The organism is Maribacter sp. 2-571 (assembly GCF_050589625.1).
Taxonomy (GTDB): Bacteria; Bacteroidota; Bacteroidia; order Flavobacteriales; family Flavobacteriaceae; genus Pelagihabitans.
In genome coordinates this window covers 137,808-155,189 of record NZ_JBNGOP010000002.1, presented here as the reverse complement: position 1 = coordinate 155,189, position 17,382 = coordinate 137,808, and the positions used below count along the sequence as shown (strand labels likewise).

Annotated in this window: 13 protein-coding genes and 1 tRNA gene; 2 read left to right on the top strand and 12 right to left on the bottom strand. The window is 45.0% G+C overall.

The annotated features are described in order from the left end of the window. Positions 1–2: 2 nt before the first annotated feature. The 5 genes from ACRD7P_RS02075 to ACRD7P_RS02055 form a co-directional block, all read right to left on the bottom strand. Positions 3–452, bottom strand: coding sequence for a beta-carotene hydroxylase (locus tag ACRD7P_RS02075; protein WP_430905818.1), 450 nt, complete (start codon positions 450–452; stop codon positions 3–5). Beyond that, positions 453–1,292, bottom strand: coding sequence for a phytoene/squalene synthase family protein (locus tag ACRD7P_RS02070; RefSeq protein WP_430905817.1), 840 nt, complete (start codon positions 1,290–1,292; stop codon positions 453–455). Between the two features lie 3 nt (positions 1,293–1,295). Further along, entirely contained in the window at positions 1,296–2,753 is a 1,458-nt protein-coding gene (locus ACRD7P_RS02065) for a phytoene desaturase family protein (protein WP_430905816.1), read from the bottom strand. 22 nt (positions 2,754–2,775) lie between these two features. Continuing rightward, positions 2,776–3,678 carry a MerR family transcriptional regulator gene (locus ACRD7P_RS02060; protein WP_430905815.1) on the bottom strand — a complete coding sequence of 301 codons (903 nt, stop codon included), beginning with the start codon at positions 3,676–3,678 and terminating at the stop codon, positions 2,776–2,778. 220 nt (positions 3,679–3,898) lie between these two features. After that, positions 3,899–3,982, bottom strand: a tRNA-Leu gene (locus tag ACRD7P_RS02055). Positions 3,983–4,303: 321 nt separating this feature from the next. Between ACRD7P_RS02055 and ACRD7P_RS02050 the strand changes: the two genes are divergently transcribed. Continuing rightward, positions 4,304–4,603, top strand: coding sequence for a hypothetical protein (locus ACRD7P_RS02050; protein ID WP_430905814.1), 300 nt, complete (start codon positions 4,304–4,306; stop codon positions 4,601–4,603). 31 nt (positions 4,604–4,634) lie between these two features. Further along, complete coding sequence (locus ACRD7P_RS02045; RefSeq protein WP_430905813.1) at positions 4,635–7,124, top strand: Hsp70 family protein; 2,490 nt, start codon at positions 4,635–4,637, stop codon at positions 7,122–7,124. 43 nt (positions 7,125–7,167) lie between these two features. On the opposite strand, the gene ACRD7P_RS02040 is transcribed toward ACRD7P_RS02045, so the two are convergent. From ACRD7P_RS02040 to ACRD7P_RS02010, 7 genes are all read right to left on the bottom strand, one after another. Continuing rightward, positions 7,168–8,676: a hypothetical protein gene (locus ACRD7P_RS02040; protein WP_430905812.1), complete on the bottom strand. Its 1,509-nt coding sequence runs from the start codon at positions 8,674–8,676 to the stop codon at positions 7,168–7,170. A gap of 218 nt (positions 8,677–8,894) precedes the next feature. After that, the gene (locus ACRD7P_RS02035; protein ID WP_430905811.1) at positions 8,895–9,509 is read right to left on the bottom strand and encodes a DNA-3-methyladenine glycosylase family protein; all 615 of its coding nucleotides are present in this window, start codon (positions 9,507–9,509) and stop codon (positions 8,895–8,897) included. 63 nt (positions 9,510–9,572) lie between these two features. Continuing rightward, entirely contained in the window at positions 9,573–10,973 is a 1,401-nt protein-coding gene (locus ACRD7P_RS02030; protein WP_430905810.1) for a purine-cytosine permease family protein, read from the bottom strand. 80 nt (positions 10,974–11,053) lie between these two features. After that, positions 11,054–12,202: an alpha-hydroxy acid oxidase gene (locus ACRD7P_RS02025; protein WP_430905809.1), complete on the bottom strand. Its 1,149-nt coding sequence runs from the start codon at positions 12,200–12,202 to the stop codon at positions 11,054–11,056. 179 nt (positions 12,203–12,381) lie between these two features. Continuing rightward, positions 12,382–13,746: an FGGY-family carbohydrate kinase gene (locus ACRD7P_RS02020; RefSeq protein ID WP_430905808.1), complete on the bottom strand. Its 1,365-nt coding sequence runs from the start codon at positions 13,744–13,746 to the stop codon at positions 12,382–12,384. Between the two features lie 10 nt (positions 13,747–13,756). Next, on the bottom strand, positions 13,757–15,037 hold the full coding sequence (locus ACRD7P_RS02015) for a sugar isomerase (RefSeq protein ID WP_430905807.1): 1,281 nt from the start codon (positions 15,035–15,037) through the stop codon (positions 13,757–13,759). A gap of 75 nt (positions 15,038–15,112) precedes the next feature. Beyond that, positions 15,113–17,218: a bifunctional aldolase/short-chain dehydrogenase gene (locus ACRD7P_RS02010; RefSeq protein WP_430905806.1), complete on the bottom strand. Its 2,106-nt coding sequence runs from the start codon at positions 17,216–17,218 to the stop codon at positions 15,113–15,115. Between the last annotated feature and the right edge of the window lie 164 nt (positions 17,219–17,382).

The window sequence follows — 17,382 nt, the reverse complement described above, 5'->3', positions numbered from 1 at the left end:
TGTTACTTCTTAAAATATTTGAAAGGGACAAAGAGCATTCCAAAACACTCGCCCTCTTCCTTGCCCAAATGTTTGTGGTGGATCTTGTGTGCACGCCGTACCCCCTTGGCGTACCAATGTTCGGCCTTCCGAAACATTTTAAACCGTTGGTGAATAAAAATATCGTGAACGATAAAGTAGGCTGCCCCGTATGCCATAATTCCGAAACCAATGGGCCAGCCGATCCAGAAATCGGTGTTGGATCCCAACATAATGAACGACATGCTTACAACGGCATAAAAGATGAAAAAAACATCGTTTCGTTCGAACCAGGAGTTATGATCCTTGTGGTGGTGGTCTTTGTGCAAGCTCCATAGAAATCCGTGCATGATATACTTATGGGTAAACCAGGCCATGAACTCCATTAACGCAAAAACACATAGAAATACAAAAATCCAAATCGCAATCTGCATTTAAACCAAATTCAGTTTATAATTTACATATGATGTTGCCAAAAGTCCGAATTTTTGGTAATTCGGTACCCGTATCCTAGCATTTTTTATTTCTAGGGGCGGGGTATTCTGTAATTTTTGAAGAAGCTTACTGTAATATTTATAGGCGGTGTATACCCCGAACTTTGCTTCGGCGGGCAACTGTTCTATTCCTTCATAACCCTTTGCAAAATCTTCCCTTATTTCGTTTACGATCTCTCTTTTGGAAGCTTCATCGAGCTCCATCAGGTTGGTGTTAGGAAAGTAAGTGCGGTTCAAGCCTTCGAAATCCGCTTTTAGGTCACGTAGAAAGTTTACCTTTTGAAAGGCCGAACCTAACGACATTGCGGACGTTTTCAACGTTTCGTAACGTTCGTCGTTACCTTTAACGAACACTTTTAGGCACATGAGCCCGACCACGTCTGCAGAACCATAAATGTATTCCTTGTATTCTGCATCGGTACGGTATACCGATTTGTGCAGGTCCATTTTCATACTCTTCATAAAGGAATCCACCAAATGCCTTGGAATATCATAGGCATGGAAGGTATGCTGAAAAGAATTCAAAATGGGGTTCATACTGATGCGATCGGTAAGCGCATCTTCCAAAGCCTGTTCAAAGCGTTCGAACAATATTTCCTTATCGTAATCGTGGAACGTATCCACTATTTCGTCGGCAAAACGCACAAATCCGTAAATATTATAGATATCACTCCGGATCGAGGGGCCTAACATTTTTGTCGCAAGGGCAAAAGAAGTACTGTAAGACTCTGTAACGACTTTGCTGCACTGGTAGGAAACGTTGTCAAAGATAGTTTTCATGGGTCAAGGATTAGTTGCGATCAATTCGGAAACGAGTTTACCTGAAATCAACGAGGGAGGCACCCCGGGACCCGGCACCGTAAGTTGCCCGGTAAAAAATAGGTTCCGTACTTTTTTACTTTTTAGTTTTGGTCTTAAGAATGCCGTTTGCATCAAGGTATTGGCCATTCCATAGGCATTTCCCTTGTAAGAATTATATTCCTCAACGAAATCGTTAACGCAAAAGGACTCTTTAAAGATAACGTTATTTCTTACCTTTTGGCCGGTTCGTTGTTCAAATCTTTCAATGATGATATCAAAATATTGGTTCCGTAATTCCGGGGTATCTTCGAGGTCCGGAGCGATGGGCACCAAGAAAAAACCAGTCTCGCAGCCGTCCGGCGCCATGGAAGCATCGGTTACGGATGGGAAATTGACGTAGAACAATGGATCTGTGGGCCATTTGGGGTCATCATATATTTCCTCGGCATGTTGTTCAAAATTCGTATCGAAAAACAGGTTGTGATGTTCGATCTGTTCCAATTTTCGATCAAAACCTACGTAAAACAATAGAGAAGAAGGGGCGAAGGTTTTTGCATCCCAATAGGCTTCCGTGTACTGTCTGTACTGTTGGTCCAGCAAGGTTTCGGAGTGATGGTAATCGGCACCGCTCAGCACGTAGTCGGCCACTGTGGTCTCACCGTTGGCAACAATACCCTTTACCGTACCGCTCTCTACGTTTATTTTGGATACCGGGGTCTCGGTCTTGATGGTTACACCTAGCTCTTCGGCCAAGGATTGCATGGCCTTTATGATTTCATACATGCCCCCTTTAGGATGCCAGGTACCCAATCCGAAATCCGCATAGTTCATAAAACTATAAAAGGATGGGGTATTGCTCGGTTTGGCCCCTAAAAACAATACCGGAAATTCAAGAGTGGAAACCAGTTTAGGATTTTTAAACTTCTTCCGTACCTGTCCGCTTATCGTTTTAAAAAACTGATCCACTCGGGTAACCGTTTCCGGGGTGACCAATTCAAAAGGGGATATTCCGGGGCGTAACACCACCTTATTGATGGCAATATCATAATTCTCCTGTGCCTGGCCGATAAATTTTCGAAGGTGTTGGGCGCTCCCGACTTCGATGCGTTCGAACTCTTCACATATTTTGTCCATGCAATCGCCAATGGTGATCACATCGTCCGCGAAAAAAATTTTGTAGGCCGGGCTCAGTTTGTCCAGCGCATAATAATCACTTCTTTTTTTTCCAAAATCATTAAAAAACTTGTCAAAAATATCGGGCATCCAATACCAGCTTGGGCCAATATCGAAGGTAAACCCTTCTTTTACAAATTGCCTGCACCGACCTCCAAGGGTAGCATTTTTTTCAAAAATGGTTACCTCGTAACCGGCTTTTGCCAAATAGCATGAAGCGGAAAGCGAAGAAAATCCTGAACCTATGATGGCGATTTTTTTTGACATTGTTTTTGGTAGCGATTTGGGTTTATAGTTGCTCTATAACTTGTTCAATTGAAGTAAATGTTTTTACACATTCCGGTAAAATGTTACGGTCCAAATATTGATTTTGTCTACCCAATACCCAAAGTTTTGATGTCGTATTGTTTTCTTTTACAATCTGGTCAAAATCGGCCATGTAGGCATTAATCTTATCTTTGGTCGGCACTACAGTGAAATACGAAAGGAAATAAAGGTTGTCGTAATACTTCATAACGTCCTTTAGGTTTTCCAAAGGAATGGTCTGTCCCAAATAAATGGATTTATATCCTCTTAGGACAATTTCGTAGTTCAGGTACAACAGTCCGATTTCGTGTATTTCGTTCTCGGGTAAAAACAACACGAACACCTTATCCGACTTGGTCGGTTCCAAATGCTGGAGTTTTTCGGTATTGGTCTGGATTTTTTGCTTAATCAGCCCCGTTACAAAATGCTCATGGGCCGGACTGATCGTATCCGTTTGCCATAACAATCCCAATTCATTCAACAGGGGAATAAATACTTCGCTAAAAATTTCACGAAAGGACCGTTCCGCCAAAAGCCCGTTATAGGTATTGATAAAGAGGGTCTGGTCAAAATTGATCATGGCCAGTTTAAAGGCATTGATGGCGTGGTTCTTAACGCTATTTTTAGCAACAATTTCTTTTACCATCAACGGAATGTTCCGTTCCGGAATCTTCGCAATCTTTGAAATTTTATACCCGTTGTTGTAGAGCATCGTTACGTTCAACAATTTTTGCAGACTTGCCAAACTATAGGTCCGTATGTTGGTTTCCGTACGTTCCGGAGACAACAGACTATAGCGCTTTTCCCAAATTCTAATGGTATGCGCCTTTATACCTGATAGATTTTCTAAATCCCTTATGCTAAAGAATTTTTTAACGTTGTTCATCTTTTTCGGCAATTTGTTGAACAAATTTACAATAAAGTATAGGTAGTTTAAGGTATGGAACGTTAATTTTTTTAAAATTTTAGTTGAATTACCAGATGTAAGCCCCAAAATGACAGTGGAATAGCCTTTTTGTTGAGAAAAAAGCAAACAATGTTTAAAAAAAGCGGATGGGTAGAATGTTAAACAAAAAAAATCGCCCGTTTGGACGATTTTTTCAAAGTGCGCACGAGAAGACTCGAACTTCCACGGCCTAATGGCCACTAGCCCCTCAAGCTAGCGCGTCTACCAATTCCGCCACGTGCGCGGAATTATTTTTAGGTGGGCAAATATACTCTCTTTTTCCAAAGGTTAAAACATGTAGCCCATAAATAATAAGGGCATCTTCCCTAGCACATTGGTTTTGAAGCTTTTTCCAAATTTTGTTTTATCGAAAGCAACTACGTTTTCGGCAACAATGCTGTCAACCGTATTGGAACGGCGCGTACTGACCATGGCGGCATATGCATTTGGTATCGGAATGGGGAACCGGTGCGATACCAATATTATACGATTTTGGAGGTGAAACCACATACGTATTTGAGCTTATTTGCGTTATCGATTACATACAAGCTGTTTTCCCACAACTATGAAAGAAGTCATCAATCAAGTTTTTGAGATCGAACAAAAAGCGGCCGCCCAGAAAGCGGGGCTGTTCGATCGTAATCTGCGCCGTCTGTACCATGAGTTCGAGCGGGAGGGATATGTCGTTAAAGACCCTTTGGGGGAAAAGTTCTCCGAACAACGAACGGACATCGATGCTACCATTATGGGGGAATTGAACGGAAACCTAAAAATAACCAAGGTATTAAAACCCATCATTTTTAAGAAGGAGCATGATAGTATGTTGCTCGTTCAAAAAGGTGTTGTACTGGTAGGGGTATCCTAACAAGCGGCCATTGATCTATAATCGCATTTAAATGAAAACAATCAACTTCGGAATCGACCTTGGAACTACCAACAGTGCCATTGCCAAATATACGGATGGGGCGGTTGAAATATTTAAGAATCCCATAGGACAAAAACAAACCTTATCTTCGGCCGTTGCCTTTCGGGGCGAACGGGTATTGGTAGGGGACAAGGCCCGAAATTTGCTCGAGAAAGATCCCTTGAACGTGTTTACCTGTTTTAAGCGCAGAATGGGAACGACGGACTCCTTTTTTATCGAAAGCCGACAGGAATCCATTACCCCTATTGCGTTATCGGCCTATGTATTACGGGAGTTGAAAAATTTTGTCCATACCGGAGAGGAAGTTCCCGAGGTGGTAATAACCATTCCTTCCTCTTTCGATACCATTCAATCCAATGCCACGAAGTCGGCCGGATTGGAGGCCGGTTTTGAAAAGGTTTTTTTGCTGCAGGAACCTATTGCCGCAAGTTTGGCCTTTGCGAACAAAAACAACATTCAGGTGACCAGTTCCAAAAAGTGGCTCGTTTATGATTTTGGTGGTGGTACTTTTGATGTGGCCCTTTTGGAGGTCAACGCGCGCGAAATGAACGTACTGGACAACGAGGGCGATAACTTTTTGGGTGGAATGGATTTTGACCAGTTGATCGTAGAAAAATTGGTGGTACCCCAGCTAGAGCAGGAATTGAACGAAGAACGCTTATGGGAACAATTCAAACAGAAAGGGAATCCCTATCAAAAAACATATTACGAATTGTTGTATCGTGCAGAGGAGGCCAAAAAAGAACTTTCCCGTTTTGAAACTACGGAAATTGAAATCGATATTCCCGAAAAAGATCGCTATACCACGGTAACCATAAGCCGTGCCGATTTTAACGACCTGATCGCGCCGGCTGTGGCCCGTACCATAGCATTGGCCCGAACCATGTTGGAGCGCAACAATTGTGCGGCCTCCGATATTGAAAAAATGGTTATGGTGGGTGGTAGTACCCTCATACCTTACGTACGCGAGCATGTGGGAGCGGCCCTGTCCATTTCCATTGACACCTCCGTGGAGCCTACCATTGCCGTCGGCCTTGGAGCGGCCCACTATGCGGGGGGAAAGCTAGCGCAAAACACTACAAAAGCCAAGGAAGTTCAGGTGCCGACCGATGGAGAATCTTTTTCGTACGAGTTGTTCTATCAGCGCAATTCAAAGGATGAGGAAGAATTGATTTCGGTTACGCTTCCGAAAGATCCAAAAATAAGCCTTTACCGGATTAGGCGTTCCGATGGCGGTTTTGATACCGGCCTTGTAACCGTATCCGGAGATATCAGTTGTTTTGTAGACCTGATTTCCGGTGAAAAGAACACCTTTCAGCTAACGGTATATGATGCCCAACAGCAGCTATTGTATAAACAGGGTGATATTGTAATCGTTCAGGGGAAATACAACGTCAGCGGGCAGTTGTTGCCCAATGATGTTTGTTTGGAAATCGATGATGTAGAACACGGTATCACCCGCTTAGAAGCCATTTTTAATAAAAATTCGGTATTGCCGCTAAAACGTACGATCTACAAAACCGCGAGTAAGAATATTTTAGTGGGAAGCGATGAAAAATTGCAGATCAATATTGTGGAAGGTGACGATGGCGGACTTCCAAGTTCTGGTTTGTCCATAGGCTATATCGAAATTGCGGGAAATGCTTTGGAGAAAGACCTGATCAAGGGCACCGACATCGAAATCGAACTTTCCGTATCCGAATCCAGGGATCTGGATATTACGGTGTTTTTAAATTCCTGTGATCAAGAGTTTCAAAATTCGTTTCAATCTACCGAACGCGCCATCAGTATGTCCAAAATAGACCAGGAAATCAATAAAGCGCTTCGGCAGGTAGAGCACGAGCTTAAAAGATCGCATGAGAATTATGAGCTGCTCTCCAAATTTCAAAAAATTAGGGACGGTCTTATAGAACTACAAATTTTATTGGTCGGTTGTGATGAGAACGATAGTACGGATACCAAATTCAAGATCGACAATGAAAAACAGTTGCTCATCAAAAGTTTTGACCAGCTTACCCGGCATAAGGATCTGGACGAAAGTATAGCGGACTACCAATTAAAAGTAGCGCAGATTCAAAGTAGCATCCGAGGGGAGGAACACGATTTTTTTAGAAAGAAGCTGGATGCGATAACCGGAAACCAAAGAACCTTTTTGAATTCGGGAAACAAGTATTTGATCAAATCAAAAATTAAAGAACTCGATGCCTTGGACAACCAAATTTTTACCGAGGACAGTACCAACTTTATAGGTCCGTTTTTACATTACAAGGGACTTATGGGGCTGTATACGGATAAAAAATCCGCAAAACGGTTGATCGATGAAGGGGAGAAGGCCCTGGAAACCAAACAATACGAGGTATTGAAACATGTGGTGTACCAGTTGTACGCGCTATTGCCCGATTCGGAAAAGCAAGAAAAGAAAACGCTATTTAACGATAGGGACAAAACCGGTCTGAACTGATTACCGCGCAAATTCCTTTCGTATAGGCGTCCACTGTATTTTATTAGATGTCGAGATCGGGAACCACCTCTTCTTGGGCCATCGTCATTCGAACGGGTTTTAAACCATCGAAAACAGGACCGTTTTCGGTCATTTCAATTTTAGCGTCCTTATCGCTATCCGTGATTAGGTAGTACTCGGAAGAGAGCTTCCGTTGTTCCGCATTCGTGTATTTGAAAAAACGGGTAGGCCGTTTTTTTATCATTTCCATGACCGCACGTTGGTCCGGTATGGCCCCAAAATAATCCCCTGTGTAAAAAACGAGTGAATCCCCTACGGAAAGGCCTAATTCCGCATTGGAGTTGACCAAATAATAACCCGCTCTTTTTTGATTTTTTCCTTTGTTCAAAGCGAACAGGATGACCACGTTATCACTATTGTTTTCGAAACTGACTTTGGAATCGTGTATGGAATCTTCCACAAAAGCATTGAAATAGATAGGATACGGATTCGCACCATCGTTCATTCCTAAAAAGCTTATGGGAAGGAATGCCTCGTCCTGACTCATTTCCGAGATCCCCTGAAAAAACTTTGATTTATTACCGTCCTTGTCCATACTGTTTTTTAGGCTGTTTACGATGGATTTCGATTGGTCCACTACTATCGGGCTTTGTTGATAAGTGGCCGAATCGTCGTCCGAGAGTCTCGCGGCCAGCGATATGAAACGGACAACCAAAATCACTGCAACGATAATGCCCCATATGCTTTTGGACGACGAACCGGAGCCGCTATCACTTTCTGCATAAACGGTATCTACGGAGGTAATTTGGGCCGCTAATTTTTTAACGAAACGTTTCATTTCAAAATCATCAAAATAGAGCTGGCGCATATTCCCAAAAATCCGCTTTACCTTCGGAAATTCTTTGTGTTTGTTTTTGCCCGCGTTGTAATAATCGACCATGGTATTGATGTAGGCGATCTTATCGCTTCGGATCAGTCCAAGGGGAACGGTATTCAACAATTGTACAAAGGTGATATAGGTAAGCTCGGGGAGTTTTTCACATAACTTACCGGTAGGTGTGACCTTTATGGTTTCGATGATTATCGACAGTTGGTTCATCACATACCGGTAATAGGTATCTAGAAACGAATCGGTAAAGAGCGTCTTTTGCTCCATTGCCCGAATAATGGTATCGTATTTTTTTTTGGCAAAATCCTTTTTGATCAATTGCATCATAAAAGATTCCAGATAGGGAGCCAAAAATACGTTGAGGCCCGGCGTAGCTTCCAGCAGTTCTTTGTCGATACTGAACGTTTTTACCGAAGCATCCTCCCCTGTGGAAATAAACGCCTTTAAATTGGGGTGTTTTTCTATAAAATACAGTGCTTTTTGTGCTTCTTTATCCCGGAGTTGGGCCAAAAGCGTTTCGTTCTGCTGCGGGTTATACCCCTCGGCAGTTCCCTGTGCCCGTTGTGCCCTTAGTTTTTTTTCCAAACGGATGATGGCCTTGTCATCCAAGGCGGCGATATCTTCAGGGTCAATGCCCAATAGGTCTACGGGGGATTTGTACATGGTGGTTATTGAAACAATTATAGCATTCCCGGATTTTCTTATTTAGCGCTGTTGGGTTTGCGCGGAAAATCCCTTCCCTACTTTCAAACATACGTTGATGATAGGTGCTAGTAGAACGAAAAATATAGCGCTTTATGATATGCCCGAGTTAGAATTTTAATAGGCCGATAAAACGCGCTGAAGAGGTGTTTTCCCATACTGTTGTGGCAATACGGTTCCTAGGGGATAAAAGGGCGATTTCTCTTTTTGAGGTAGTAATGCCATAGGTAAAAAGCTGCCAGAGATCGTAAAGGCCGCCACCGTTCAATATAGGTCGCCATGGTCTCTTTGGTCTTGGCTTCCGTCAGTTCCCGCATTGTCCGGACCAGGGCAATGTCGCCCAAGGGAAAAATATCTTTACGGCCTAAACAGAACATCAGGTATACCTCCGTGGTCCAAACACCGATTCCCTTTATCCTAATGAGTTTTTCCCGAACCGTTGCCGTGGTATCCTTTTCCAATTTTTGCAAATCCAGGGAGCCGTCTAAAAGGGCTTGCGAGAGCGCCCTTAGGTAAACCGTTTTTTGTCTGCTGATTTGGCATTCGCGCATTTCGGCATCGTTCAGTTTTAAAAGATAGGTCGGTTCAAATTTGGATACATAGTCGTGCAAACGTTGAAAATGGGCGCGTGCCGAAGCGAGGCTTACCTGTTGTTCCAAAATGATCTTACAGAGCGATGTAAAGCCAGGATCCCGATACATCTCCGGGGGAGGTCCGTACTGGTCATGTATCGTTTGGAATATCGGGTCTTTGCGAAAAAGTAGTTCCCTATCTGTTTTGTTTACGATACCCACACCTGCAATTTTTTAGTAGTCCCTGCAAGATAAAGATTTCCGGAACGATGCGAACAAGGGTATTCAAGCTAACGGTTTTTGAAGTTTTTTACTGAACATCAAAAATAAAACCCCGCATAACAACCAGGCCGGAAGGGTCACAAAAGAAAGGAAAACATCAAATTGCAGGGAAATAAAATAAAAGGTGCCAAAACTGATGGCCCATGCCAAAAACACCGACGTATTGAATTGGATGTTGGCGGCTTCCGCGTAGTTTTTGACGATGCCCGCTTTTTTTGAAAAAAAGTGTTCAAAAACGATTATGGCGCCAAAAGGAGCCAAAATAAAGCCGTACAAGGCTACGAAACCCAACAGTTTCATAGCGAAGGCGGGAAAGAGCCCGGCAATAGTAGCTACCGTTCCAGCGATAATGGTGACCCAGAAAGTAGATACTTTTGGAATGATGGCCTGAAATGCCAAACCTGCCCTATAAATGGTAGGGTTGGCCGTGGTCCAACCGGCCAATACTACGGCAATGATCCCAAAAATACCGATGGCGTTGTTCGCCAATGGTCCCGGTGCTACCGGCGGCGCCTCTCCATTGGCCAAAAATGCCTGGGCTTCCGGCGATTTCAAGTATACCGCATAGAGCAGTGCGGCCGCGATCCATGCCATGTAATGACCGACATACATGCCCGCTGCAGTGGTCCATCCGGATGTGGGACTTTTGGCGAACCGGAAAACGCTAAGGTCCGACATTCCGATGTGCATTGCCGCATTGGCGAACCACGACCAGATGACAACATGCCAAAAGGAATATTTGATCTGCCCGGGAAAGGGATCGCTACCTTCTCCCCAAATGTTCCAAAAATCCGAGAAAGAACTAACGCCCAGTTGCCCTAGGGCAACCACCCCACAGGCCAAAAAGGCCAAAACGATGATCGGGGACATCCAATTGGCGGCTTTGGAAACCGTGTCGTATCCTTTGGATGCGATAAGGGAGATTACCGCGCCTATCAGTAGTACAATAATTACCCAGGTAGCGCCATTGGGAACAGTATCGGTCAATTTGGGCATCTCCATATCAAAGGGAATGCCGACCGCTGTTGCCGAAACGGTAATCATGGAGCCTGCCAAAAAACAAAAAAGGATGCCGTTGGCCAAGTTATAACCGGTCACCAATTGCTTTCCACATATTTTTTCGAGCTGATAGTATAGGGTCAACCGATTTTTTACGGCAATCTCGGCGGTCAGGAAGCGCCAGCTCAGTACGGCGAGCAGGTTTCCCAATAACAGCCCTACGATCAGGTCAAAGGCACTGACCCCAGCGGTCAGGAACAACGGGCCGATCATAAATTCGGTTCCTGCCGCGTGTTCACCGGCATACATGCCCAAAAAACTTTTCCAACTTTTTAATTTCCCTTGTGGAATGGGTTCCCTTTCGAATTCCCCGCTAGTGCTTGGTGCGTTCTGTTCCGTTGTCATGTTGTTGTTTGTTTAGCGCTATGATTCTCCTCTTCCCCTTTGCCCTTAAAATTAATTTTGGTTCGGGTAGATCAGCATTGCTATGAAATCAAATGGTCGGGCAGATCGGCGACCCGCTCGCAACACAATTGATCCAATACTTGTTGAAACTGTCTTTTTAAAATGGCGATGGTATGATCTCCCCCTTGGTTGCCCAATGCTCCACATCCGTACATGAAGGATCTTCCCATAAAAGTGAATTTTGCTCCACTGGCCATTGCCCTTGCAATGTCGGGGCCGGAGCGTAGGCCGCTATCCATCATGACTTCTATCCGATCTCCGTAGGTACTGCTGATTTCCTGAAGGGATCCGATGGTAGCTTGAGCGGCGTCCAATTGTCGGCCGCCGTGGTTCGAAACAATGATACCGTCGAAGCCCAAACGAATGGCATCCTCGGTGTCTTGAAGGGAGGCCACTCCCTTTAACACCAATTTTCCCTTCCACTTGTCGCGTATCGGTTTGATCTTTTCCTCGTTCAATCGCCCCGAGAAGGTTTTGTCCATAAACTGGCCCAATTGTTTCAGGTTCAATCCTTCGGGCGTGTAGGGTTTTAAGGTTTCAAATGTCGGTTGCCCGTATCTAAGGGTGTTGAGGGCCCAAGTCGGTTTGCCCAAAATCTGTAAAATATTGGCTACGGACATTTTTGGAGGCAAGGCCAAGCCGTTACGGATGTCCCTGGGGCGGTATCCAAAGGTGGGTACATCACAAAGCAGCACAAGTACCGGGCAGCCCGCCGCCTGAGCCCGATCGATTATATCGTCCCGTAGCGCATCTTCGACCGGATTGTACAATTGGAACCATGCCTTTCCTTCGGTAAGCTCGCTGGCCCGCTCGATATCCATGGTGGTTACCGTGCTCAAAATAAAAGGGATGTTATGTTTTGCCGCCGATTTCGCAAGAATGGCCGGTGAATTGGGCCACATCAGCCCTTGCAGTCCCACAGGGGCAATGCCAAAGGGGGCATCGTAGGTGACGCCAAAGAGTTCGGTCTTACTGGAACTTGTTCCATAATTGCGCAGGTATCGCGGCTGTAATTGTACTTCACGGATTTCCCGGGTATTTCGTGAGATGCTCACATCCTCATTGCATCCCCCATCCAAGTATTCAAAAGCAAATTTTGGTACCCGCCGTTTTGCCTTGTTCCTCAGATCATCTATCGAAGGGTAATTTGAATTGATTTCGCCGGCCATCTATTTTTAGTTTATACCATTTTAACTTTGAAATGGCATGTATAGAAATTGAATTATTTTTTAGCTGTTCAAGGCCAAAAAATATAAGCATAGCCATAGCTACGGTTCTATTTTTTAACGAAGAACAGGTGAAAAAGAAACGATTTATTAGTGCTATTTCAAAATTAAAATGGTGTTATTTAAAAGGAGGTATGCTTTTTTAGGGCATACTTCTTTTTGAGAAATTTTGGTTTTAAATCGGTTTTGGAAATAACCAATGCCGCTCCCAAAGCCGAACCAAGTGAGGCATCGGTGGTGCGTATTTTTTTATCGGACAGGCGGTATGCCAGTAGGGACAGGTACACCTCATTATTTGCGAACCCCCCATCAACGTAAATACGATCGATGGATCCATTTCCGATAACGGACCGTACACTTTTTTCTTGAAGCAGCACCAATTCCCATAGCAATTGGTGGTAGGCTTGCTCAAAGTTCAGGTCGTCCACTGTGGTTTCTTTTGGCATTTGTTCGGAAACGATGCCGAACCATTTGAAACGGGGTACAAAGTTTGCTTCAATTTTGGAAAACAACTCCCTATCAAACGCTACCGTTTTATGATGGTTCAATGAAACGTCGTATCGCTTTGTCAGCGCTTTTGTCTGCAATTTGTACTCATTGCCCAAAAAAAGACGAGACACCTTAACGGGGTCACCGTTCGTACGCATATTGAACAAACATTCCGCTTCAATTTCCGCTTCCTCAAGCATTTCGGTATTGAACGGGTTAATGGAAATGCTCCAGGTACCCGTCGATATGAGAACAAATGGTTTTTTTATGCTTCTGATATATGGGATCAATGCCGCAGAACTATCGTGTATGCCCGGCCCCACCGCTATCTTTTGGCCGTTAAAATCCATGGTTATGGTTTGGTCGGATTCTTTTACCAGCGGTAATTTTTGGTCTATTCCCTCTTGATGTACCCACTTATGGTATGCTTTTCTTTCGTAGTCCCATAACAGGGTATGGCATCCGATACTGGTATATTCACTTATGGGCATTTTTGTAAACAGGTAACTAAGGTATTGCGGAAGATGAAGGCTGTAAGCGATTTTTTTGAAGATTTCGGGTCGCGCTTTTTTGAGCCAATAGAGTTGCATGCCCGCATTGAGCATTCCCAGTTTGGGACCTCCCGTTACGCGCGAAATCGCTATTTCGGGACCGTATTTTTGATAGAAGTCGTTGCTTGTTCCCTCGGGTAAGGGTTTCATATAATTGTACAGGGGTGTCAGTACCTTGCCCTCCGAGTCCAGGTGCACCAAACTGGCACCATAACACGAAAAGTTAAGTGACGTGATCTCATATTCCGGGGTATCGAGCATTTCTTCAAAGGTCGATTTCACCCATTTTTCCAACGCTTCCAGATTTTCCGTAGGATGACCGTCTTCATCCTTAATTTCCGAAAAGGTGGCGTACTCCCGGTATACCTCCCGAAACTTGCTATCGAAAAGAAAGAACTTTTTATTGGTCTTGCCAATATCGAATACTGCGGTAACCTGCTGTTTCATTTGCAAAGGATTAAAGCCCTGAAGCGATGGAGTTGGCACCTCTTTCTTGCACCAGTGCCTTTCTTACGTTTAGGTCGCGGTATGCCTTCAAGGGCTCCAGCGCTCCGCCGTTCGTTAACCTTGCCTGGGCCAATAAGGGACGGACATCGGTTCGGTAGGCGTCTTGCAACAGCTCTTGGCACCGGGCTACATCATGTGCCCGTTGCGCCTCGTTCAGCTGTTCTTGGTCGACCAATAGGGCCTTGGCATAAGCCTCTTGTATGGCCTCCAACGATTGCATCAGGTCTTCCAAAGGGTCCTTGATGTTGTGGCTGGCATCGATCATCCAGGCAGGGTAAGGGTTTTGCGGATTGTTTTCCATTCCATACACCAAGGCGTTGAAAATAAGGAACAGCGCATAGGGTTTTACGCTTCCTACAGTAAGGTCGTCGTCCCCATATTTACTGTCGTTGAAATGAAAGCCGCCCAGTTTTCCCTTTAGCATCAGGGTAGCTACGATCTGTTCGATATTGGTGTTGGGCAAATGATGCCCGAGGTCTACCAGGGTATATGCCTTTTCTCCACAAGCTTGTGCCAACATAAAGGAGGTGCCCCAGTCCTGTATTACCGTACTATAAAAATTTGGTTCGTAGGGTTTGTATTCGATGAACAGTTTCCAATCGTCGGGTAGGGCGGTATATATTTCTTGCAGACTCTCTTGCGTATGTTGCAAGGCTTTTTGAAAATTACCTTGCCCCGGAAAACTGGTGCCGTCGGCCAACCAAACGGTAAGGCTTTTGGAACCCAATCGGTTTCCGATATTGACCACATCGATGTTATGGGCAATCGCCTGTTGCCGTACCGCTTTGCTGGTATTGCTCAAGGAACCGAATCGGTAGCTTTCCTTTGCATTTACCTGATCTTGAAAGGTATTGGAGTTCACCGCATCGAAAAGGATACCGTGGGCCGCGGCCCGTTCCCTGATGGCGGTATAGTCTTTGGGTATGTCCCAAGGAATGTGAAGGGAAATGGCACCTGCCGTTTGCGTTAGCGCATGTAATAGGCCCACATCATCTATTTTTTGTTCCAGGTTTCCGGGTTCGCCCTGAAAGCCGAACCGTCCAAAACGCGTTCCTCCGGCACCCAGGGCCCAACTTGGTATGGCAACCTGAAAATCGCCCAGTTTTTTTAGGATCGCCGCTACGTCATGTCCCTTTTTTTGAAGGACATCCGATAAAAAGGCAAAATTGTTTTCGTGGGCGGGAACGTATTTTTTGTTCGTTTCGGAAAGGTGTTGTTGTGATATTTTCATGTAGCTGTTCGTTCCGTTATTAAAAAACTTTCATGGGCCTTGACCCATGAAAGTATAAAAACTAGTTTAAAAAAACTATCGTACGAAGGCGGTTGCCATACCACCATCGACATTAATGATGTTACCGGTCGTCTTGTTCAAAACACCTACACAGGCAAACACGCCATTGGCGATGTCCTCGGGATAGATAATTTCGTTGAGCAAGTTACGTTTGGCATAATGTGCCGGCAATTCTTCTACGGTAATGCCATACGCCTTCGCGCGACCTTCGGCCCAGTCACCTTCCCAAATCTTGCTTCCTACGATGACCCCGTCCGGATTTACCGTGTTCACCCGTATTTTACTACTGCCCAATTCCGCGGCCAAAAGTCTGGCCATATGTTGCTGTGCCGCTTTGGAAGTTCCATATCCAACGTTGTTCGGACCGGAAACCAGGCCATTTTTACTGGCGATACTGATGATGTCGCCCCCCATATCCTGTTTGCGCATAATGGCCACGGCCTGTTTGGCCAGTTCGAACTGCCCTTTTACGAGTACGTTCTGTAGCAAGTCCCAATCGGCCTCCGTGGTATCTTCCAAGGGTTTTGAAATGGCTAGTCCTGCACTATGCACCATAATATCCACACCACCAAAATCGAGGCAGGCTTTTTCATATGCTTTTGCAATGGATGCACTTTTGGTTACATCGCATACCGCATAGCTGGCCGTATCGCCCTTATAGGTTTTTAAGCCTTTTTTTAATCGATCCTCGGCAATATCGGAAAGTACCACATTGGCCCCCTCGGCCGCTAATTTGTCGGCAATGGCCTTACCAATACCTCCACCGGCACCGGTGATCAGGGCTACTTTTCGCGAAAGCGGCTTTTCCTTTGGCATCCGTTGCAGTTTGGCTTCCTCCAATAACCAATACTCGATATCGAAAGCCTCTTGCCTAGGTAAGGAAGTATATTCGGTAATCGCTTCGGCACCGCGCATTACGTTGATCGCATTAACGTAAAACTCACTGGCGACCCTTGCGGTCTGTTTGTTTTTTGCAAAGCTGAACATGCCCACTCCGGGATAAATGATGATTACCGGATTGGGATCCCGCATTGCTGGGCTATTGTCCCTTTTACAATTTTCGTAATACTCCTTATACTCCGCCCGGTACGTTTCAAAAGCTGGCGTTAACTTTTTAAGTATCGCTTCGGTATCCGCTACGTTTTCAGCAGTGTCCAAGGTGAGTACCAAGGGTTGTATTTTAGTGCGCAGAAAGTGATCGGGACAGGAGGTTCCCATGGGGGCAAGGCGCTCCAGATCTTTGCTGTTGCTGTATTCAAGAACGGTATCACTATCGGTAAAGTGCCCTATCATCCTATTTTCCGAAGAGCATAGTCCCCTTAGGAGCGGCATTAGGGTAGCGGCCTTTTCTTTTCGCTCTTCCGCCGGAAGTGAGGTAACTTTTTGTCCCCCAAAAACACTCCCTTGCGCTGCGATTTTCTTTTCGATGTAATCGGATGCCATTTCTATGACCTCCAAGCTGTTCATGTAACAATCATATGAGGTATCGCCCCAAGTAAATAGCCCGTGGCTTCCCAAAACGATTCCGCGGATACCCGGATTATCGTTCAAACATTTTTCGAGCTGCAGCCCTAGGTCGAATCCAGGGCGCTGCCAAGGTACCCAGCCCATGGTATCTCCCCATATTTCTTTGGTGACCTTTTCACTGTCCTTGGCGGCCGCTACGGCTATCAGTGCATCGGGATGTAAGTGGTCGATATGTTTAAAGGGGAGCAGTCCGTGCAAGGGAGTGTCTATGGAAGGCGCCTTGCTGTCCAAATCATAAATACAATGATTGAAAAGGCCCACCATGCGGTCCTCATCGGACAATCCTAGGTAGACGTTTTTTAAATCCCGTAAACGTTCGGTGTATAGTCCCGCTATTCCCGAGCGGGTTAGCGTTCCAATATCGCCCCCAGATCCTTTTACCCACATAACCTCTACCTCCTTATTGGTCAAAGGGTCTTTTTCAATGGTCTTACAGCTGGTATTGCCTCCACCGTAATTGGTAATTCTGAGGTCGCTTCCGAGAATGTTGGATCGGTAAAGGAACAAGGCCACTTGATTGTCGCCCAGTTCTCTGGCCTTATCGAAATCCCAGAGGTAATCTACGTGTTTGAAATTTTGTACTATATCGCCCATAATTTTTGCTTACAATGATTATGTGGGCAAGGTACTGCTACAGTTTTGAATTTCCATTCTGTACTGTGCTGTGCGTTCGGCACCAACGTAAGGGCGGCAATACTTTTCGAAAAAAAAGATGGTGCTATACCATTTTAAAAAGGTCTTGACGGGTTCGAAGTAAC

Bases quoted from the DNA above. Each gene is read 5' to 3' on its own strand.
- ACRD7P_RS02025 (WP_430905809.1), bottom strand. From the start codon at position 12,202: ATGGCCGGCGAAATCAATTCAAATTACCCTTCGATAGATGATCTGAGG.
- ACRD7P_RS02010 (WP_430905806.1), bottom strand. From the start codon at position 17,218: ATGGGCGATATAGTACAAAATTTCAAACACGTAGATTACCTCTGGGAT.
- ACRD7P_RS02045 (WP_430905813.1), top strand. From the start codon at position 4,635: ATGAAAACAATCAACTTCGGAATCGACCTTGGAACTACCAACAGTGCC.
- ACRD7P_RS02070 (WP_430905817.1), bottom strand. From the start codon at position 1,292: ATGAAAACTATCTTTGACAACGTTTCCTACCAGTGCAGCAAAGTCGTT.
- ACRD7P_RS02015 (WP_430905807.1), bottom strand. From the start codon at position 15,037: ATGAAAATATCACAACAACACCTTTCCGAAACGAACAAAAAATACGTT.
- ACRD7P_RS02030 (WP_430905810.1), bottom strand. From the start codon at position 10,973: ATGACAACGGAACAGAACGCACCAAGCACTAGCGGGGAATTCGAAAGG.
- ACRD7P_RS02060 (WP_430905815.1), bottom strand. From the start codon at position 3,678: ATGAACAACGTTAAAAAATTCTTTAGCATAAGGGATTTAGAAAATCTA.
- ACRD7P_RS02075 (WP_430905818.1), bottom strand. From the start codon at position 452: ATGCAGATTGCGATTTGGATTTTTGTATTTCTATGTGTTTTTGCGTTA.
- ACRD7P_RS02050 (WP_430905814.1), top strand. From the start codon at position 4,304: ATGAAAGAAGTCATCAATCAAGTTTTTGAGATCGAACAAAAAGCGGCC.
- ACRD7P_RS02040 (WP_430905812.1), bottom strand. From the start codon at position 8,676: ATGTACAAATCCCCCGTAGACCTATTGGGCATTGACCCTGAAGATATC.
- ACRD7P_RS02020 (WP_430905808.1), bottom strand. From the start codon at position 13,746: ATGAAACAGCAGGTTACCGCAGTATTCGATATTGGCAAGACCAATAAA.
- ACRD7P_RS02065 (WP_430905816.1), bottom strand. From the start codon at position 2,753: ATGTCAAAAAAAATCGCCATCATAGGTTCAGGATTTTCTTCGCTTTCC.